Source organism: Pseudomonas sp. Irchel s3h9 (genome assembly GCF_900187475.1).
Taxonomy (GTDB): domain Bacteria; phylum Pseudomonadota; class Gammaproteobacteria; order Pseudomonadales; family Pseudomonadaceae; genus Aquipseudomonas; species Aquipseudomonas neuropathica.
Window position 1 is genome coordinate 71,809 of record NZ_FYDH01000005.1, and the last position, 20,282, is coordinate 92,090.

General features: G+C 59.5%; 17 protein-coding genes. 10 read left to right on the forward strand and 7 right to left on the reverse strand.

What is annotated here, in order from left to right; translation table 11 throughout:
* Positions 1-23 precede the first annotated feature (23 nt).
* Both CKW26_RS09890 and CKW26_RS09895 read right to left on the reverse strand, forming a co-directional pair.
* Complete coding sequence (locus CKW26_RS09890; protein ID WP_093435111.1) at positions 24-341, reverse strand: transcriptional regulator; 318 nt, start codon at positions 339-341, stop codon at positions 24-26.
* Positions 342-453: 112 nt separating this feature from the next.
* Positions 454-690 (reverse strand): glutaredoxin family protein, encoded by a 237-nt coding sequence (locus CKW26_RS09895; protein WP_016985470.1) that lies wholly within the window; start codon positions 688-690, stop codon positions 454-456.
* Between the two features lie 208 nt (positions 691-898).
* Between CKW26_RS09895 and CKW26_RS09900 the strand changes: the two genes are divergently transcribed.
* Positions 899-2,611, forward strand: coding sequence for a monovalent cation:proton antiporter-2 (CPA2) family protein (locus CKW26_RS09900; protein WP_095048441.1), 1,713 nt, complete (start codon positions 899-901; stop codon positions 2,609-2,611).
* Here the strand turns inward: CKW26_RS09900 and CKW26_RS09905 are convergent.
* Complete coding sequence (locus CKW26_RS09905; protein WP_095048442.1) at positions 2,608-3,816, reverse strand: ammonium transporter; 1,209 nt, start codon at positions 3,814-3,816, stop codon at positions 2,608-2,610. The genes CKW26_RS09900 and CKW26_RS09905 overlap by 4 nt on opposite strands.
* A 305-nt stretch (positions 3,817-4,121) precedes the next feature.
* Here CKW26_RS09905 and CKW26_RS09910 point away from each other — a divergent pair, with 305 nt between their 5' ends.
* From CKW26_RS09910 to CKW26_RS09945, 8 genes are all read left to right on the forward strand, one after another.
* Complete coding sequence (locus CKW26_RS09910; RefSeq protein ID WP_007908653.1) at positions 4,122-4,436, forward strand: YqjD family protein; 315 nt, start codon at positions 4,122-4,124, stop codon at positions 4,434-4,436.
* A gap of 2 nt (positions 4,437-4,438) precedes the next feature.
* On the forward strand, positions 4,439-4,825 hold the full coding sequence (locus tag CKW26_RS09915) for a phage holin family protein (RefSeq protein WP_007908652.1): 387 nt from the start codon (positions 4,439-4,441) through the stop codon (positions 4,823-4,825).
* The gene (locus CKW26_RS09920; RefSeq protein WP_093435122.1) at positions 4,822-5,160 is read left to right on the forward strand and encodes a hypothetical protein; all 339 of its coding nucleotides are present in this window, start codon (positions 4,822-4,824) and stop codon (positions 5,158-5,160) included. Before CKW26_RS09915 ends, CKW26_RS09920 begins: the two co-directional genes overlap by 4 nt.
* 123 nt (positions 5,161-5,283) lie before the next feature.
* On the forward strand, positions 5,284-6,447 hold the full coding sequence (locus CKW26_RS09925; protein WP_095048443.1) for an EAL domain-containing protein: 1,164 nt from the start codon (positions 5,284-5,286) through the stop codon (positions 6,445-6,447).
* A gap of 76 nt (positions 6,448-6,523) precedes the next feature.
* Positions 6,524-7,852, forward strand: coding sequence for a deoxyguanosinetriphosphate triphosphohydrolase (locus CKW26_RS09930; protein WP_095048444.1), 1,329 nt, complete (start codon positions 6,524-6,526; stop codon positions 7,850-7,852).
* Positions 7,853-8,219: 367 nt separating this feature from the next.
* Positions 8,220-8,846 carry a response regulator transcription factor gene (locus CKW26_RS09935; RefSeq protein ID WP_007908640.1) on the forward strand — a complete coding sequence of 209 codons (627 nt, stop codon included), beginning with the start codon at positions 8,220-8,222 and terminating at the stop codon, positions 8,844-8,846.
* 8 nt (positions 8,847-8,854) lie between these two features.
* A complete protein-coding gene (locus CKW26_RS09940; RefSeq protein ID WP_095048445.1) occupies positions 8,855-12,499 on the forward strand; it encodes a transporter substrate-binding domain-containing protein in 3,645 nt (1,214 codons plus the stop codon).
* Positions 12,500-12,546: 47 nt separating this feature from the next.
* A complete protein-coding gene (locus CKW26_RS09945) occupies positions 12,547-15,492 on the forward strand; it encodes an HD domain-containing phosphohydrolase (RefSeq protein WP_095048446.1) in 2,946 nt (981 codons plus the stop codon).
* Here CKW26_RS09945 and CKW26_RS09950 read toward each other — a convergent pair whose 3' ends face one another.
* Together CKW26_RS09950 and CKW26_RS09955 are read right to left on the reverse strand one after the other, a co-directional pair.
* Positions 15,493-15,975, reverse strand: a complete 483-nt coding sequence (locus tag CKW26_RS09950) for a GAF domain-containing protein (RefSeq protein ID WP_095048447.1) — start codon at positions 15,973-15,975, stop codon at positions 15,493-15,495. It abuts the gene before it with no gap.
* The gene (locus tag CKW26_RS09955) at positions 15,972-16,862 is read right to left on the reverse strand and encodes an ATP-binding protein (RefSeq protein WP_095048448.1); all 891 of its coding nucleotides are present in this window, start codon (positions 16,860-16,862) and stop codon (positions 15,972-15,974) included. The genes CKW26_RS09950 and CKW26_RS09955 overlap by 4 nt, the downstream gene beginning before the upstream one ends.
* A 167-nt stretch (positions 16,863-17,029) precedes the next feature.
* On the opposite strand from CKW26_RS09955, the gene CKW26_RS09960 reads away from it, so the two are divergent.
* A complete protein-coding gene (locus CKW26_RS09960) occupies positions 17,030-19,351 on the forward strand; it encodes a response regulator (protein WP_095048449.1) in 2,322 nt (773 codons plus the stop codon).
* On the opposite strand, the gene CKW26_RS09965 is transcribed toward CKW26_RS09960, so the two are convergent.
* The gene (locus CKW26_RS09965; protein ID WP_095048450.1) at positions 19,335-19,796 is read right to left on the reverse strand and encodes a MarR family winged helix-turn-helix transcriptional regulator; all 462 of its coding nucleotides are present in this window, start codon (positions 19,794-19,796) and stop codon (positions 19,335-19,337) included. The genes CKW26_RS09960 and CKW26_RS09965 overlap by 17 nt on opposite strands.
* On the reverse strand, positions 19,793-20,278 hold the full coding sequence (locus tag CKW26_RS09970; protein ID WP_016985485.1) for a glutathione peroxidase: 486 nt from the start codon (positions 20,276-20,278) through the stop codon (positions 19,793-19,795). Before CKW26_RS09970 ends, CKW26_RS09965 begins: the two co-directional genes overlap by 4 nt.
* Positions 20,279-20,282 lie beyond the last annotated feature (4 nt).

Genomic DNA, 20,282 nt, shown 5'->3' on the forward strand with positions numbered 1-20,282 from the left:
GAAACGAACCTAGCGCAGAATGTTCAGGCCGGAATTGTTTTCAGCGCTGCGGCGTCAGTGAATTCCTTGAGCCAGCGCAATACATCAACTGCCTCCCAGCGGCCCGGATCGTACAAGGCGTAGAGCAGCCCCTGATAACCGACCACATCCAGTTGCTTGTGGTAACCGGCACGCTGAAACAAGGCCTCGATTTCGGCAAAGCAAGTGTTGAAATGCAGCTTGTTGAACGGCGTCTTGCCTTCCGTGACCAGCCCGTCCAGGCGCAATTCGAGAACGGCCTCGCGCACCACGTCAACCGACATCCGGTTCACGCTGTTTTTCAACTGTTCGACATTGACCACGGTTCATCCCTCTGACGCATTTACTGTATGAACATACAGTAACCGATGAAACCGCAAAATGCCAAGGAATGCATGGCAGTAGCGACCGGCGGGATAAACCAGAAAATGCGGATTAACGCAGAAATGCCACGACCTCATCAGCGCTGAATGGCCAGCCCAGCTCAGCACCTGTATCGACACGGCGCAGTACCGGAATTCGCAGGCTGTAAGCCGCATACCAAGCCTCATCCTCAGCAATATCGACCAGTTCAACCAACAAACCATGCTCGACAAGAGGCATCAGCTCGGCTTCGGCGACTTCACACAAGTGGCATCCAAGGGTGCCGAACAGCTGACATTCAGGAGGCATGATTGCTCAACCAAAAAATGAGTGGGCCTATTCTAGGCCGCACCTGAAAACCCGTCGAGCCAGCGCCGCCCAAAGGCTCCAGCTCCCCAACAAAGGTTCACAGGCAAAACCCTGACGCAAATCAGTCCACAGAAAAATCATTTGCGCGATCCTCCCGGTCTTTTTGCCTCTACGCTTGAAAAGCCTGAATCTGACATCGGAGTGTCCAGTGTTTGCCAATCTGTTGATTATCCTCGCCTCGTCCCTCGTGGTGATTGCCCTGTTCCGGCGCTTGCGGCTGCCGCCGGTGCTGGGCTATCTGTGTGTGGGATTGCTGGTGGGGCCAAGTGCATTCGACTGGGTCAACGAAAGCGAACACTTGCCTGACGTAGCCGAGCTGGGCGTGGTGTTTCTGTTGTTCTCACTTGGCCTGGAGTTCTCCCTGTCGAAGATGATCGCCCTGCGCCAGGTGGTGTTTCGTCTCGGCAGCCAGCAGGTGCTGATCAGCACCGCGCTGCTCGGTTTGCTGCTGATGCTGTTGGGCATGCCGATGACGCCGGCGCTGTTGCTCGGTGCCGGACTTTCGCTGTCATCAACGGCGATTGTGACCAAAGAATTGGGCAGCCTCGGCGAGGTGTTCAGCAGTCATGGCCAGAATGCTGTCGGCGTTTTGCTGTTTCAGGACGTTATCGCGGTATTGCTGCTGACGTTGGTGCCGGTGTTCGCCGGCAGCAGCGAGCAAGTCTGGTACTGGGCGTTGCCTTTGACCCTGGCAAAAACCGTGGTGCTGTTTGTCGGTCTGCTGCTGGCCAGTCGCTGGTTACTGCCGCGGCTGTTTCATGAGGTGGCCGCCTCGCGCTCGGCAGAACTGTTTGTGCTGCTGGCGCTAGTGATTGTGCTTTTGACCGCCTGGCTGACGCACCTGCTGGGGCTGTCCCCTGCCCTTGGTGCATTTCTGGCCGGCATGTTGCTCGGTGAAAGCCACTATCGACACCAGATCGAGGCGGATATCCGGCCGTTCCGCGACATTCTGCTCGGGGTGTTTTTCGTCAGCATCGGCATGCTCATCGACCTGCAACTGTTCGTCAGTCACAGCCTGCTGATCCTCGGGCTCACCGTCGGTTTGATGGTGATCAAGGGTATCGTCGTCGCCTTGCTGGTGAAGTGGCGCGGCAGTGACAGCGAAACAGCATGGCGCAGCGGTCTGGCGCTGGCCCAGGGGGGCGAGTTCTGCTTCGCCCTGATGGCACAGATGCAACAACACAGCATGATGCCCGAAGCACTGAGCGACCTGCTGCTCGCAGCGACGTTCTGCTCGATGTTGTTGACGCCCCTGTTGCTGCGCGCAGCGCCACGCATCGCAGCAGTGCTGCACCGCAAACCCAATCAGGAGGCGCAGATCGAAGAGATCAGCGCACTCAACGCCGACCTCAACCAGCATGTGGTGATTTGCGGCTACGGCCGCGTCGGCCAATCCATCGGTCGTTTCATGCGCAACGCCAAGCAGCCTTTTATTGCGCTGGACAATGACCCGGTGCGGGTACAGGAAGCCGCCAGTGGAGAAAGCGACGTGCATTACGGTGACTCGTCGCGCGGCGATCTGCTGACTGCTGTTGGCCTGTTGCGCGCCAGACTGCTGGTGGTTGCCGTGGATCAGAGCGACATTGCCCTGCGTATCCTCAAGGAAGCACGTCGGCTCAACGCCCACGTACCGATACTGGTGCGTACCCGCGACGACAGCCAGTGGGCCGAACTGAAAGCCGCCGGCGCCACCGAAGTGGTGCCGGAACTATTGGAATCGAGCCTGATGCTCGCCTCCCACGCCTTGATCATGCTTGGCTTGCCGGCACATCAGGTGCAGGAAAAAGTCGATCAGGTGCGCATCGACCGCTATCGGCTGCTTCACGGTTTTTATCCCGGTAGCGACGATGCCGAGACTTAATCCTGACTTACCGCGCCGATCTTGTGCAGCGACAGGTCGGCGCCGTAATACTCTTGTTCCTGACTCAGGCGCAGCCCATGCAACGCCTTGATCACGCCGTACACAGCGAAGCCACCGATCAGCGCCACCGCGACACCCAGCGCGGTGCCGATCAACTGACTGATCAAGCTGACGCCGCCAATACCGCCGAGCGCAGTCTGGCCGAAGATCCCGCAGGCAATCCCGCCCCACACGCCGCACAAGCCGTGCAATGGCCACACCCCCAAGACATCGTCGATGCGCCATTTCACCTGGGCGGCGGTAAAGCACCAGACAAACAGTGCACCGGCGATCGCGCCCGTCACCAGGGCACCAACCGGATGCATCAAATCCGACCCGGCACAGATCGCCACCAACCCGGCCAACGGGCCGTTATGCAGGAAGCCCGGGTCATTACGTCCGACAAGCAGCGCCGCCATGGTGCCGCCGACCATCGCCATCAACGAGTTGACCGCCACCAGACCGCTGACGCCTTGCAGCGTCTGCGCACTCATCACGTTGAAGCCGAACCAGCCGACAATCAGAATCCACGAACCCAACGCCAGAAAGGGAATGCTCGACGGTGCGAACGCCACCAGACGACCGTCGCGATAACGGCCATTACGCGGCCCCAGCAGCAATACCGCCGCCAGCGCCAGCCAACCACCCATGGCGTGCACCACTACGGAACCGGCAAAGTCATGAAAAGCGGCACCAAACTGCGCCGTCAGCCACGCTTGCAAACCGTAGTTGCCGTTCCAGATCATGCCCTCGAAAAAGGGGTAGATGAACGCGACAATCAAGGCCGTAGCGCACAACTGCGGCACGAAACGCGCGCGCTCGGCGATACCGCCGGAAATGATCGCCGGGATCGCTGCGGCAAAGGTCAGCAGGAAGAAAAACTTCACCAGTCCATAACCGTGATCGGCACTCAGTACCGCCGCCGGCTGCATAAACGTCACGCCATAGGAAATCCAATAGCCTATAAAGAAATAGGCCAGGGTCGAGACGGCGAAATCACTGAGAATTTTCGACAGCGCATTGACCTGGTTTTTCTGGCGCACCGTACCGACTTCCAGAAAGGCGAAACCGGCATGCATCGCCAGCACCATCACCGCACCGATCAGAATGAACAAGGTATTGGAGCTGTGAACCAGGGTGTCCACAGCGCTTTGCAGATTTTCCATAAGCAGGCAGACCTAAAGGCGAAAAAGGCACCAAAGCGGTTCATACGCACATTTCATGCACCAAGTTGCGACCGCGCAGTCACAGATCCGAAGGTCCGGCGAACCGCTTTGGCGCACGAGGTCGATGTCCTGACACGAACCGGGCTTGTTTGGGATAAGGTTTCTCGAGGCGCACGCCCGACAACAGCGCACAACCGCCGGGGAACGCACCACGACACAGCAAAAGTTGTACCAGTCATTTGTACTGAACCTTCGCGCAAGGCTCATACTCGAACGCTTCAGACGTCACTTACGGAGATCCACCCATGGCCAGCATCAAGGCAAAGACCGCTCAAGAAATCCTGATGAACGACTTCCAGACTTTGGTCGCCGACACCGAACGCTTGCTCGAGCACACCGCCACCCTGGCCGGCGATCAGGCCGATGAGCTGCGCGAGCAGATTCACGACAGCCTGCTGCGCGCCCGCGAAACCTTGAAATTGACCGAAGAAACCTTGCGTGATCGCGGTCAGGCGGCAGTCACTGCTACCGAAGATTACGTCTCGGCCAACCCTTGGCAGTCCGTCGGTATTGCCGCCGGTGTCGGCTTCCTGATCGGCCTGTTGGCTACCCGGCGCTGATTATGTCGATCGGTGAATCCGGCCCGACTGCGGGCACCGCCTCTTCCACGCGACGCCTGGGCGCCGCCGTTCTCGGTCTGCTGCACAGTCATGTCGAATTGTTCGGCATTGAATTGCAGGAGCAGAAATCACGTACCGTCAGCCTGTTGCTTTTCGCAGGCCTGGCGTTAGTCTTTGCCCTGTTATTACTGGTGGGCTTATCGACACTGGTGATGATTGTGTTCTGGGACACTTATCGCCTTGCTGCGATTATCGGCCTGTGCGTGTTCTATACCCTGGCCTCGATCTTCTGCGCGCTGCGCCTCAAGGCTGCGATCTTCGATGAGTCCTCGCCTTTCCACGGCACGCTCGAAGAGCTGGCCAACGACCGGGAGCGCCTGCTGCCATGAGCCTGCCTGAACTGCCACACAACAGCTCGCGTCGGGAAATGCGCAAGGCGTTGATCCGCTTGCGCATGGAAATGCATCGTCAGGAAATCCGCCATGAAGCCGGGCAAGTGTTGCAGCCTCTGCAGCGCATGCGCGGCATGTCGCAAAACCTGCAAGGTGGTTTCGGCATCAAACACGCGCCTTTGTGGGGCGTGGCCGCCGTTACGCTATTGGGTTTCATCACCGGCAAAGGCGCGAAAAGCGGCGGTGTCGGTGGCCTGACCCGCTTGATCCGGCTCGGCACCAGCCTCGGGCCGCTGATCAAACTGGTGATGCAGAGCTCGGCGAAACGCTAAACAGATACATCTGGCTACATTCTTGCACTGTCGGCGGGATGAATCTCTTTATCCGGAGATTCGATCCCGTGCGCCTACCCGGTCGGCGGGGTTCACCAGAACAAGAACCACTAAGGAGGCCCCGTGATCGACGGGCAACCGCTCGCCTGCTTTCAGCCTTTCATCGATACCGCCACCGGACGCATTGCCGGCGTCGAAGCGCTGGGGCGCCTGCGCCAAGCCGACGGTCAACTGAACTCGGTTGGGCCTCTATTCGCCGACCCGCGCACGCCCGCCATTGCCCTGCGCCGTCTCGACCGGCAGATCCGCGATAACGCCTTGAGCCGCTTGCATGAAGCGCCGGCAGACTGGTTTCTCAGCCTGAACATGTCGCCACGCTGGATCAGTCGCCTGCGCGCCGATCAGGCCCTGCCCAGCCTCAAACAATTGGCGCGCTACGGTATCGATCCGCAACGCATCGTCTTCGAGATCACCGAACTGGGTGGCAATGGTCAACGTCTGGCCGAAGTCGTCGCGCGCTATCGCGAGGCGGGAGCAAGAATCGCCATCGACGACTTTGGCGCCGGCTACTCGCAACTGGATCGGGTGCTGGCGCTGCAACCGGACATTCTCAAACTCGATATGCGCCTGTTCCAGGCCGCGGCACTGGGCGGGCCGAGCAGCGACGTGGTCAAGGCCCTCGCGCAGATGGCCGAGAAGACCGGCTGCTGGATCATCGCCGAAGGCGTCGAGACCGAAGCGCAGTTGAATTTCGCCCTGGAATGCGGATCGCGCTATGTGCAGGGATTCCTGTTCGCACGGGCACAGGAGGCGTTTTTCCCCAGTGACGCGATCGTCCAACGCTTCGCCGAGCTGCGCCAGCGCTATGTCCGGCAGAAACTCGTGGAGCGCGGACGACTGATGCAAATGCGCCAGCAACTCGCTGAACTGATGTCGATCCTGCAAGCCTGGGCTCAGGCCCATGCCCCTTTGAGCGCTTTGCCACAACTGGACGCCTTCCCCTGGCTGCTGCGGTTTTATCAATGCGATCGCCACGGCACGCAACTGACGCCCAATCTGGAATGGCGGCAGCATGGCTGGGTCGCCGACAATCGCTATCTGGGGCACAACTGGTCGTGGCGCCCGTACTTCTATCATTTGCTCGCCGAAGGTTGGGAGGAGCGGCGCTTGACGCTCTCCAATACCTACCGCGATGCCACCAGCAATCAGTACTGCCTGACAGCCGGGCAGTTTTTCGACAACGGTGAACGTTTGCTGCTGATCGACATTGACGCCGCCGGACTGTAGTTCCGCTTGCAGGGGCGGACGTGAACCGGGAAGCTAGGGGCCAACGCCCCCAGTCACCTGACGGAGAGAATCAGCCTTGGATTGGCACACCCTGCTCAACCGCGAACGCCTCGGCAAGCCGCTGCACAGCCCGCAAGAACTTGGCCGCAGCCCTTTCCACAAAGACCATGACCGCATTATCTTCTCCGGCGCCTTCCGCCGTCTCGGGCGCAAGACCCAGGTCCACCCGGTCACCAGCAACGATCATATTCACACGCGCCTGACCCACTCGCTGGAAGTCAGTTGCGTCGGCCGTTCGCTGGGCATGCGGGTGGGTGAAACCCTGCGCAATGCCTTGCCCGAATGGTGCGACCCGGCCGATCTCGGCATGGTGGTGCAATCGGCGTGTCTGGCCCACGATATCGGCAATCCGCCGTTTGGTCATTCCGGTGAAGACGCCATCCGCCACTGGTTCCAGCAGGCCGCCGGACGCGGCTGGCTCGACGGCATGAGCGAAGCCGAACGCGCTGACTTCCTCAATTTCGAAGGCAATGCCCAGGGTTTCCGGGTCCTGACTCAGCTGGAGTATCACCAGTTCGACGGCGGCACCCGACTGACCTACGCCACCCTCGGCACTTACCTGAAGTACCCGTGGACCGCGCGCCACGCCGACTCCCTGGGCTACAAGAAACACAAATTCGGCTGCTATCAGAGCGAGTTGCCGCTGCTCGAGCAGATCGCCCACAAACTGGGCCTGCCGCAAATCGAAGACCAGCGCTGGGCGCGTCACCCGCTGGTGTACCTGATGGAAGCCGCCGACGACATCTGCTACGCGCTGATTGATCTCGAAGACGGTCTCGAAATGGAGCTGCTGGACTACGCCGAAGTCGAATCGCTGCTGCTCGGGCTGGTGGGTGATGATCTGCCGGAAACCTATCGCCAACTCGGCCCGCAGGATTCGCGCCGACGCAAACTGGCGATCCTGCGCGGCAAGGCCATCGAGCATTTGACCAACGCCGCCGCACGGGCCTTTGTCGAACAACAGGACGCCCTCCTCGCCGGCACGCTGCACGGCGATCTGGTCGAGCACATGCACGGCCCGGCCAAGCGTTGCGTGCTGAATGCCAAGGACATCGCCCGCAAGAAAATCTTTCAGGACAAACGCAAAACCCTGCATGAAATCGGCGCCTATACCACGCTCGAGATTCTGCTCAACTCGTTCTGCGGCGCGGCGCTGGAACAACACAACGGTCGTACACCGTCGTTCAAAAGCCGGCGCATTCTCGATCTGCTGGGCAGTAACGCACCGGATCCGCAGGGTTCGTTACACACGTCGTTTCTGCGCATGATCGATTTCATCGCCGGCATGACCGACAGCTACGCCAGCGACATGGCGCTGGAAATGACCGGGCGCTCCAGTCACTGACCCGCTCGCCTACGGGCGGCCATAACGATGGCCGCCCGTATCCACACAGCCTGTGATTATCGACCCACAAGTGTCGACGGGCGTCTGATATGGCTGGAATAGCGGCAATTATTGCGCCGATGACTCAGCAACTTTAAACATCTTTAAAAAGCCATTTACGGCCAGTACTTGCAAATCATTCAAGTCAAACTATAAGCCCGTTCAAATCCAGCACTTCCTTACGTCAAACCTAGTTTGGTTGTAGTCCGCTTCCTCATTAATTGTAGGATTAATCCGATATCGTGACTGAAGCCATGTCACTTCATGCGAGTGCTCATTCAACTGAGCTAAGGTGCGCGCTTTATTCGTGCTTGCATGGGATTTGATTATGAACTCCGTTTTTATTGTCGACGATCACCCGGTCATCCGTCTCGCCGTTCGAATGCTGCTGGAGCATGAAGGTTACAAGGTCGTCGGTGAAACCGATAACGGAGTCGATGCCATGCAAATGGTGCGCGAGTGCATGCCCGATCTGGTCATTCTCGATGTGAGCATCCCCAAGCTGGATGGCCTCGAAGTACTGGCTCGCTTCAATGCCATGGGTTCCCCGTTAAAGATCCTGATCCTGACGGCACAGTGTCCGACGCTGTTCGGCATTCGCTGCATGCAATCCGGCGCATCGGGTTATGTCTGTAAACAGGAAGACTTGAGTGAACTGGTCAGTGCGATCAAAGCGGTACTGTCCGGTTACAACTATTTCCCCAGCCAGGCATTGAATCCGGTGCGCAGCGACGATATCCGTTTTGCCGAACTTGAATTATTCAAATCTGTTAATGATCGTGAGTTGATGGTCTTGCAACTTTTCGCCCAGGGTCGCACTAACAAGGAAATAGCCAAGGGCATGTTTCTAAGTAATAAGACCGTCAGCACCTACAAAAAACGTCTGATGCAAAAACTCAAGGCCAAATCCCTTGTAGAACTTATCGAGATGGCCAAACGAAACGCACTCGTGTGAGAGCCCGCATGCCCAGCCGTTTAAAGGACTATTTAATTGCGTTGAGCGCAGGTTTTTACCTGAGCGCCAATGTGTTCGCCATGCCCGGCACCTCACCTGACTATGCCTTGCTCAGCCGGTCGGCGGACGAGCCAGTTCCGGTCACGCTCGAACACTCCCAACGGCAGTGGCTGCTGACACGTAACGAACTGGTCGTGGGCACCTCCGCGCCCGACTACCCGCCTTTTGACATGACGACCAGTGGCAAGGATTACGAAGGTCTGACGGCCGATTACGCCGGGCTCCTAGGCCAGGCCACCGGTCTACCGATCCGGGTGCAGCGCTTTCCCTCTCGGGACGCGGCGATTAGCGCACTGGTCGATGGCCGGATCGACCTGCTCGGTACCGCGAACGGCTTCGAAGCGGGCAATGCCAACCTGGCGCTGTCGATACCCTACGCCGTTGACATGCCGGTGCTGGTTACCCGCGAGGACGAAACCCGCTCACTCACCGAAGGCCTGGCCGGACTGCGATTGAGCATGGTCTATCATTATCTGCCGTTGCCCGAAGTCAAAGCGCTGTACCCCAAAGCGCTCATCACCTGCTACCCCTCCTACCAGAATGCAATCAACGCCGTAGCGTTCGATCAGGCCGATGTGTTTCTCGGCGACACGCTTTCAACTCACTACATGATCAACAAGGGTTATCTGAACAACGTGCGCATGGCCAATTTCGGCAAGCAGGAAGCCCAGGGATTCAGCTTCGCCGTGCGCCGCAACAACCCACAACTGCTGGCCATCATCGACACAGTACTAAAAGCTGTGCCGGCCAGTGAGCGTGACAATATTGCCAAGCGCTGGAGCGCTGGCAGTGATCTGCTGCTCACCGACCGGAAACTGCAACTGACCCAGCGCGAAGAAGCGTGGCTCAAACAACATCCGGTGGTCAGTGTGGTGGTCAATGAAGCGTTCGCGCCGCTGACATTCTTTGACAACGACGGTAATTTTCGCGGCATCAGTGCCGACCTGCTCGAGCTGATCCGCCTGCGCACCGGCCTGCGTTTCGAGATCCGTCGCAGCCGCAACGACGCGGAAATGATCCAGCAGATCGACCATCATCAAGCCGATCTGATCGCCGCATTACTGCCGACGGCGGAGCGCGAGAAAACCCTCAACTTCAGTCGTCCCTATCTGGAAAACTCCTACGTTCTGCTGACCCGCAAAAGCGCGGATGGTCCGACCAATCTGGGCAAGCTCAAGGGCAAGCGACTGGCGATTGCCCAAGGCAATCCGATGGTCGAGTACCTGCGTCGGGAATATCCGCGCATCCAGTTGATCGAAACGGCAGATACGTTCAGCGCGGTGTCCCAGCTCGCTGAAGGCCATGTCGACGGTGCGGTGAACTCGCTGGTGATTGCCAACTATTTCATTTCTTCGCGAATCTTCAATCAGGCGCTGCAGATCACCACCACGATCGGCACGGGCCAGGCGGCGTTTTCACTGGCGACCGCGCGGGACAACACGGAACTGACGTCGATCATCAACAAGGCGTTGTTGAGCATCGCGCCCGACGAACTGGGGGTGATCAATGGGCGCTGGCGCGGTTACTCCACTGTCTCGCAGAACATCTGGCACAACTACCAACGCCTGTTCTATCAAGTGATCATCGGCGCTTTCCTGTTACTGCTGTTGCTGTTGGTCTGGAACGCTTACATGCGCCACCAGATCAAAAAACGCCAGGCTGCCGAACGAGCGCTGAACGACCAGTTCGAATTCATGCGTTCGCTGGTCGACGGCACACCGCATCCAATTTACGTGCGCGACCGCCAGGGCCGGTTGCAAAGTTGCAATGAGAGCTATCTCGAAGCATTCAATGCCCGCCGCGAGGAAGTCATCGGAAAAAACGTCATCGAGGGCTCCCTGAGCAATGCCTTTGAGGCCCAAGCGTTTCAGGCCGATTACCAGCGTGTCATTGCCGAAGGCACGCCGATGGTCGTCGACCGGCCCCTGCACATCGGCAACCGGCGTCTGACGATCTATCACTGGATACTGCCGTACCGCGACTCCAGCGGTGAGGTGAAAGGCATCATTGGCGGCTGGATCGACATCAGCGAGCGCCGCCAGCTGTTCGACGAGTTGCGTACGGCCAAAGAACGGGCGGATGAGGCCAACCGGGCGAAAAGCACCTTTCTGGCGACCATGAGCCACGAGATCCGCACGCCGATGAACGCGGTGATCGGCATGCTCGAACTGACGCTCAAACGCATGGATCCGCAGCATCCGGATCGCTCATCCATCGACACCGCGTACCACTCGGCCAAGGACTTGCTGGGTTTGATCGGCGACATTCTCGACATCGCACGGATCGAATCCGGGCGTCTGAGTCTTTGCCCGGAACGGGTCAATCTGATCGATACGGTGACGTCAGTCGCCAGGATCTTCGACGGTCTCGCCCGGCAGAAAAACCTCTCCCTGCAAGTCATCTTCAACCCACCAGATCTGGCCGTCGATGTGCATCTGGACCCACTGCGTTTCAAGCAGGTGCTGTCGAATCTGGTCAGCAATGCGATCAAATTCACCGAACAGGGGCATGTGCGGATCACCCTCGACCTCATGAACACCGATGTACCTGCCCGCGCCCTGATGCAGCTGACCGTACAGGACAGCGGCGTCGGTATCAGTGCCGAGGATCAACAGCGCTTGTTCGAACCGTTTGCCCAAGCGGAAAACAGCAGCCAGCAAGGCAGAGGTGGTGCCGGCCTGGGGCTGGTGATCAGCCGCAACCTGTGCGAAATGATGGGCGGGCAATTGCAATTGAGCAGCCAGCCTGGCATCGGCACCCAGGTCTGCGTCTCGCTGGCACTGGAAACGCTGCCGATACAGCTGAGCACGGTCAAAAGTGAATCCCCAATCAAGGCATCGCAGACCCCCTTACGCGTGTTGGTGGTGGACGACCATCCCGCCAATCGCCTGCTGATGTGTCAACAACTGGAGTTTCTCGGCCATCACTTCAGCATTGCCGAGAACGGTTGCAGCGGCCTGGAACTGTGGAAGACCGGTCACTTCGATCTGGTGATTGTCGACTGCAACATGCCGTTGATGAATGGCTATGATCTGACCCGCGCCATTCGTCAGCAGGAACTGCAAGCGCGCTGTCCGCCATGCACCGTGCTGGGTTTCACGGCCAATGCGCAGCCCGAAGAAATCCAGCGCTGCAAGCAGGCCGGCATGAACGACTGCCTGTTCAAACCCCTGAGCCTGAGCCTGCTCAGCCAGTGGGTCGATGGCATCACACCGACATCAGCGCCGCCGGCTTTCAACCTGCAAAACCTGAACATGCTGACCGGTGGCAATCCGGCCCAGGCTCGCCGTCTGCTGGCGGAATTGCTCAAAAGCAGCCGTCTCGACCGAGAGGAACTGCTCGCGCTGTCGCCGGAACAGGATCGCGGGGCGCTGGCGGTGGTCGCTCACAAAATCAAGGGCGCGGCACGTATCGCGCAGGCATCGCGCGTAATCGAGTGTTGCGATGCCCTTGAGCAGGCCTGCGCCGAGGCCATGGCGACAGATGAAGTTGCTCGCCGTTGCGAGGCGAGCAACCGCGCCATGCTCGAACTGGAGCAGGCATTACAGCAACAATTGGCGGTGTCGGATCGAAGCACAATGAGCTTGCCTTAACTATGCTTGGCGCTGAGCAGTGAGTTAACCATCATGGAGAGTCCGAAATGCCCAGCCCACTGCGCCCGGAGCAACGCCGGTTTCCGCTGCATGTACACATCAGCGTCATGTTCACATTCCTGTTGCTGCTCACCGGGGTCGTACTGGGCCTGTTCAATTACCACCAGACGACGCAGATCATCCTGTCGAGCAGCGAAAAGCTGTTCGAAAGGATCGAACAAGACGTACGTCTGGACATGTCCGCAACCTATCAGCCGATTCGTCACCTGCTGAGTTTGCTGGCGGATGACCCCGCCACTCAGGCCGCGCGCCTTGAACAACGCTTGCCCTTGCTCCGACCGTTTAGCCAGTCGCTCAACGACAATCCCAATCTGGCATCGCTATATCTGGGTTATGCCAATGGCGATTTCTTCATGGTGCGTCCGCTGCGCAGCACCGCCATCAAGACATTGCTCAAGGCCCCTGAAGCGGCGGCGTATCAGGTCTGGAGTATCGAACATGACCCGCAGGGCGCGGTGCACTCGCAATCGCTGTTTTTTGACCAGACATTGTCGCTGATCAGCCGTCAGGACAACCCCGACGACAGCTACGATCCGCGTAGCCGCGCGTGGTTCAACCATGCTCGCCAGCAAAACGAACAAATCACCACCGAGCCCTACGTGTTTTTCTCCACGCGCAATGTCGGCACGACGCTGGCCCGACGCAGCGGCGAGAACGCCGTCATCGGTGCTGACCTGACGCTGGTCGCCCTGTCGGCGGCGCTGAGCAAACATGTCGTCACACCCTCCACCGAAATTGCCCTGTTCGATGCCGACGGCAACGCCGTGGCCTATCCCGACAGCGAACGCCTGATCGTCGACAGTAGCGGCGCGCATCTGGCCAAAGCGGCGGATCTGAGTCCGGGCTTGCATGCGCTGTTGTCCGGCGCAGCCGCGGGCAATCGCCTGGAAGCCGATGGTCGCCAGTGGATCGTCGCCCGCAGCAGCATTCAGGAGGGCGGCCCGAAAGGTTTGCAGTTGGCGCTGCTGGTGCCCGAGGACGAGTTATTGATCGATGCCTACCGCCTGCGCTGGCAAGGCGCGCTGATCACCCTCGCGACCCTGCTGCTGTGCTTGCCGCTGGGCTGGGTGATTTCGCGGATATTGGTCAAGCCGTTGCATGCGCTGGTCAAGGAAGCCGACGCGATTCGCAGTTTCGATTTCAACTTTCCTCTGGCCCGCCGCTCGCCGGTGCTTGAAGTCGACCAGTTGAGTGTGTCGATGGCGCGGATGAAAGACACTCTGGCGAGTTTCTTTCGGATTACCGACACCCTCGGCGCCGAAACCCGCTTCGCCCCGCTGCTGCAACGGGTGCTGTTTGAAACGGTGCAGATTGCTCAGGCACAGGCAGGGCTGATCTATCTGCGTGAAAGCGACAGCAGCCGCATGGAGCCATACGGGCTGGTGATCGATGGTACGTCTCAGGCGTTGCAAGCATTCGACATTCAGGGACACGACCTGCAACAGAACAAAGGGCCGGCGTGGTTTGAACAATTGGTCGGCGCCAACAACGTGGTGAGCAACTTCGGCGTCGATCAGGCCGGCGACTTGCAGAAGGTCCTGCTGGCAATGCAATCGCCCCGCATCCATCTGATCGGCATCCGCCTGCACAACCGCCACGACGAAACCATCGGCCTGCTGATTCTGCTGGTGAGCGACAGCGGCACGGCAGCCGATCTGGAAAAACTGCGCCCTGATCGCATCGCGTTCCTCCAGGCTGTCTCGGGCGCGGCGGCGGTCAGTATCGAGAGCCAACGCCTGCAAGCCCGCCAGAAGCAATTGCTCGACGCCTTCATTCAACTGCTCGCTGGCGCTATCGACGCCAAGAGTCCGTACACCGGCGGCCATTGTCAGCGCGTGCCAGAGTTGACGCTGATGCTCGCCCAAGCGGCAGCGGCAAGCGAGGCGCCGGCGTTCAGTGCCTACCAACCGAGCGAGGATGAATGGGAAGCCTTGCACATTGCCGCGTGGCTGCACGACTGCGGCAAAGTGACGACGCCGGAATATGTGGTCGACAAGGCCACCAAACTGGAAACCATCAACGACCGTATTCATGAAATTCGCACGCGTTTCGAAGTGCTCAAGCGTGATGCCTGGATCAGCTATTGGCAGGCGTGTGCTCTGGGCGGCGATGAGACTGCACTGGCCGAATTGCGCGATGCCACGCTGACGGCGCTGGACGACGATTTTACGTTTGTCGCGCGCTGTAATCTGGGCAGTGAAGCGATGGCAGAGGCGGATCTGCAGCGCCTTGACCATCTGGCGCAACGCACCTGGCTGCGCACCCTTGATGACCGCTTGGGCGTGTCATGGGAAGAGAACCGGCGTCAGGCGCGCACGCCGGCACCGAATCTGCCGGTCAGTGAAAAGCTTTTGGCAGACAAGCCGGAGCACTTGCTTGAACGCGACCCGAACGAGTTGATCCCCGAAGACAATCCATGGGGCTTCAAACTGGATGTACCGCAACACAAATACAATCGCGGCGAGCTGTACAACCTGAGCATCAACCGTGGCACCCTGACCCGCGAAGAGCGTTACATGATCAATCACCACATGGTGCAGACGATCATGATGCTCAGCCACCTGCCCTTCCCCGGCCACCTCGACAGCATTGCCGAAATCGCCGGCGGCCATCATGAAAAAATGGACGGCTCCGGTTACCCGAAACGCCTGAAGCGTGAGGACATGAGCCTGCCCGCGCGGATGATGGCGATTGCCGATATCTTTGAGGCGCTGACCGCAGCCGATCGCCCGTACAAAAAGGCCAAAACGCTGAGCGAGGCCTTGGCGATCATGGCCACCATGTGCCGTGAGGCGCACATCGATGCCCAGCTTTTTGGATTGTTCATCAACGAAGGCGTTTACATGCAGTACGCCGTGCGTTTTCTCGATCCCGGTCAAATCGATAACGTCGATCCGGCCAGCCTGTTGCACAAGGCTGGCCTCACCGCGTGATCAGCAGTCGGTCAGACGCAGGAAAATTGCCGCCAGTTGCTCGATGCCGGCCTGATCCTGCGCGGTAAAACGCGACAGTTTCGGGCTGTCGAGGTCGAGTACACCGATCAGGCGCCCGTCCTTGACCAACGGTACGACCAGTTCGCTGTTCGAGGCGCTGTCGCAGGCGATATGCCCCGGGAACGCGTGTACGTCTTCAACGCGCTGGGTTTGCCGAGTGGCCGCCGCCGCGCCACACACACCACGACCAAACGGAATGCGCACGCAGGCGATCTGCCCCTGGAACGGACCAAGCACCAGTTCTTCGTTGCGGTTGAGGTAAAAACCCGCCCAGTTCAGGTCATCGAGCTGGTTGAACAGAAACGCCGAAAACTGCGCGGCGTTGGCGATAAAATCACGCTCGTCCGCCAGCAGCGATTCCAGTTGTGCGGCCAACATGCCATAGCCTTCGAGGCCCTGGCCGCTTTGTTGCAAATCAATCATGCCTTGTGCTCCAACAATTTCAGTCCCACCCAGTAACGGGCGAATTGGTACGCGCAACGTCCGTTGCGATTACCGCGGCCGGTGGCCCAACGCACCGCAAGGATGTCCAGTGCTTCGTCGCGCTGCCAGCTCAGGCCGGCCTTGGCGGCCAACTGGCCGATCCAGTGTTCGACGACGTTAAGGAAGTGTTCTTGGGTAAACGGATAGAACGACAGCCACAGACCGAAACGGTCCGACAGCGCGATCTTGTCTTCAACGGCTTCGCTGGGATGCAGTTCGCCGTCGACGCGTTTCCAGTTTTCGTTATCGCTCTCCTTTTCCGGCACCAGGTGGCGGCGGTTGGAGGTGGCGTACAGCAATACATTGTCCGGGGCCTGCTCAAGCGAACCGTCGAGGACGCTTTTGAGCACGCGATAATCGCCTTCACCGGATTCGAACGACAAGTCATCGCAAAACAGCACGAAGCGTTGTGGCAGCTTGCCGATCTGCTCGACCACCCGCGGCAGATCCGCCAGATGATCACGCTCGATCTCGATCAGGCGCAGGCCGGCGGCAGCGTGCTCCGCCAGCAAGGCCCGCACCAGCGACGACTTGCCGGTACCGCGCGAACCCCAGAGCAACGCATGGTTGGCCGGCATACCATCGAGAAACTGCTGGGTGTTGCGCCCCAGTTGTTCGAGCTGACGGTCAACGCCGATCAGGTCGGACAGGCGCATGTCGAGGCTGACTTCCAGCGGCATCAGATAGCCGCTGCGCCCGTCGCGTTGCCAGCGCGCCGCCAGACAAGTGCCCCAGTCGATCACCGGCCGTGGTGCCGGCAACAACGGTTCGATACGCGCCAGAACCGACTCGGCGCGTTCAAGAAAAGCATTTAATCGGGAATCCACGTCTTCTCCTCGGGCACGTTCACAGTGATGATGGTGAATCCTGCGACGACACACAGATAAAAATCACCCTACCAAGCCTTGTTACAAGGCGATTCGGGAACCTCGGTATCCATACATGATCGACTATGCTTGAGCAGCGAAGGGAAACGGAAGTGGTTCAACACCCCATGGATATCAAATTCACCCACCGGCTGTCTTACAAGCAAGCCAGGCTTACCGTGCTGGTCGGGTTCATTCTGGGCACGCTGCTCAGCCTGCTGCAAATCGGCATCGATTATGCCAGTGAAGACGCCTCCATCAACCGTGAAATCCTGTCTTTGCTGGAAATCAGCCATAACCCGGCCTCACGGATCGCCTACAACATCGACGCCGAACTGGCGCAGGAACTGACCCTGGGCCTGTTGCGCTCGCCGGCAATCATTTCTGCGCAACTGATCGACAACAACAATACGGTGCTGGCCAGCGTCAAACGCCCGGAACTGCAAAGCGGCTATCGGGTCATCAGCGACTTCCTGTTTGGCGCCAAACGCCAGTTCGAAGACCGTCTGTATCTGGATCATCTGCCCAATGAATCGCTGGGCGTGTTAAGCCTTGAGGTCGACACCTATGCGTTCGGCAGCCGCTTCCTGCGCCGCGCCGAGGTGACCCTGCTCAATGGCTTCGCCCGCAGCCTGATTCTCACCGGCATCCTGTTGGCGCTGTTCTATGTGATGTTGACCAAACCACTGGTGCGGGTCATCCGCGAACTCAGCGGGCGCGACCCGCGCAGCGCCGAGCCGACCACGCTGGAGTGCCCGTCCGGGCACGGCAACGATGAAATCGGCGTGCTGGTCAAAGTCGCCAATCAGCAATTCGAGAACATTGCCACCGAGATCCAGCAGCGACGCAACGCCGAAAACCGTCTGACCGACTACCTCGGACAACTGGAAAACATCGTCTCGGCGCGCACCGCTGAACTCAAGGCGATCAACGCACGGCTGAGCCAGTCCAATCAGGAACTCGAAGTCGCCCGCAGCACCGCCCTGGAAATGGCCGAGGCCCGCTCGGCGTTCCTCGCCAACATGAGCCATGAGATCCGCACGCCGCTCAACGGCCTGCTGGGAATGATCGCGCTGTCACTCGACGGTCCGTTGAATGCCGAACAGCAGCAACAACTGTCGATCGCCCACGACTCGGGCAAAGTGCTGGTCGAATTGCTCAACGATATTCTCGACCTGTCGAAGTTCGATGCCGGGCAACTGGAGCTTGAGCACATCCCGTTCGATCTTGGCTCATTGATCGAAGACACCGCCAACCTGCTGTCGCAGAATGCCGCGCCGAGCGTCGAACTGACCTGCCTGATCGACCCGCACTTCCCGGCACTGGTACTGGGCGATCCGACCCGCGTGCGGCAGATCGTCAGCAATCTGCTGTCCAACGCGCTGAAATTCACCCGCTTCGGCCGGGTGGATGTGCGCTTGTCGACCTACAAGGATGGCGTGCGCATCGAGGTCTGCGACACCGGCATCGGTATCGCCCAGGACGCGCAGCTGAAAATCTTCCAGCCGTTCACTCAAGCGGGCGCCGGCATCACTCGACAATACGGCGGCACCGGGCTGGGTCTGGCGCTGACTTACAACCTCTGCGAAGCCATGCAGGGGCGCCTGACCATCAGCTCCGAGACCGGGTTCGGCAGTCAGTTCTGTGCCGAGCTGCCACTGCCGTGTCATACCCGCGCACTGGTTCCGGCGCCGCTGCACGGGAAAATCCTCGCCATCACCGCTGCCAGCAGTGGACTGGCGGAACTGTTGCAGAGCCTGCTGCCGGTGTGGGGACTTACATATGAGCAGCGCACCATCGATGACTCACTGCTGGGCCTGACGCCGGACGTGGTGATCACCGATTGTCCGGAGTGTCTGTTCGGCTTGCGCCCGACGCTTGGGGCGCCGATTTTGCTGGTAACCGCCTACGGCAGTTTCCTGCCGAGCGAAGAAGCCGCCGCACTCGCGCCTCTGCAGCAACAGGCCCGACCATTGGCGCGAAACGCTCTGTACCAGAACCTGCGACGCACCCTGCAACCGGACGTGGTCGCCGTTAACGATGCGCAACTCGAAACGTCTCCCTCGGTGCGGCGCGGGCGGGTGTTGCTGGTTGAGGACAACCCGGTCAATCAACTGGTGGCCAAAGGCATGCTCGGCAAACTGGGCTGCGAGGTCATCGTCGCCGCCCACGGTGCCGAAGCGCTGGATCAGTTGGAGTATCACGAATTCGATCTGGTGCTGATGGACTGCAACATGCCCGTGATGGATGGCTACGAAGCCAGCCGGCAGATCCGTCAGAGCGGGCGCTGGCCGAGCCTGCCCATCGTCGCTCTGACCGCCAACGCCATGTCCGAGGAACGCGAACGCTGCCGCGCAGCCGGCATGAGCGACTATCTGGCCAAGCCGTTCCGCCGTGAAGAGCTGGCGGCACTGCTCGATCAGTGGATCCCGACTACGCCAGCGCTTTGATCTGTCCCAACAAGTGATCAAGTCCGCTGCGCAGGTCATTGAGACGGTCCAGATCCACCCCGCTGTCGCACAACAATCGGGCCTTGAGCGGCCCGACCTGCTCGCGCAAGGCTTGGCCTGCCGGTGTCAGACTCAAGTGCACTTCGCGCTCGTCACGCGTTGAACGCTGGCGCTGTACCCATTGCAACTGTTCCAGACGCTTGAGCAATGGCGTCAGCGTGCCCGAGTCCAGTGCCAGACGCTCGCCCAACGCCTTGACCGTCGGTTGCTCCGGCGCAGCGTCCTGCCATTCCCACAACACCAGCATCGCCAGGTATTGCGGGTACGTCAGGCCGAGCTGATCGAGCATCGGTTTGTAGGCACGAATCACCGCCCGGGAAGCGGCGTACAGCTTGAAGCACAACTGGTTGTCGAGCTTCAGCGAATCGACCGGCAAGCTGTTCATTTGAGCAGGGCTTCGATCTCGCCGCTCAGCTCCTGCGGCTTGGTGGTCGGGGCAAAACGCTTGACCAGTTTTCCGTCCTTGCCAATCAGGAACTTGGTGAAGTTCCACTTGATGCCTTGGGAGCCAAGTAGACCCGGCGCGCGTTTTTTCAGCTGCACGAACAGCGGATGCGCGTCTCCACCGTTCACGTCGATCTTCTTGAACAGCGGGAAGCTGACGCCGAAGTTCAGCTCGCAGAACTCACTGATCGCCCCTTCGTTACCCGGCTCCTGCTTGCCGAACTGATTGCACGGAAAGCCCAGGACCACCAGACCCTGATCCTTGTAGGTCTGCCACAGTTCTTCGAGGCCTTTGTACTGTGGGGTGAAACCGCATTTGCTCGCGGTGTTGACTACCAGAACCGCTTTGCCGGCGAAATCGGCCAGGGTCTTTTGCTCACCCTTGATGGTGGTGCACGGAATGTTCAACAGGTTGTCGCTCATGGCG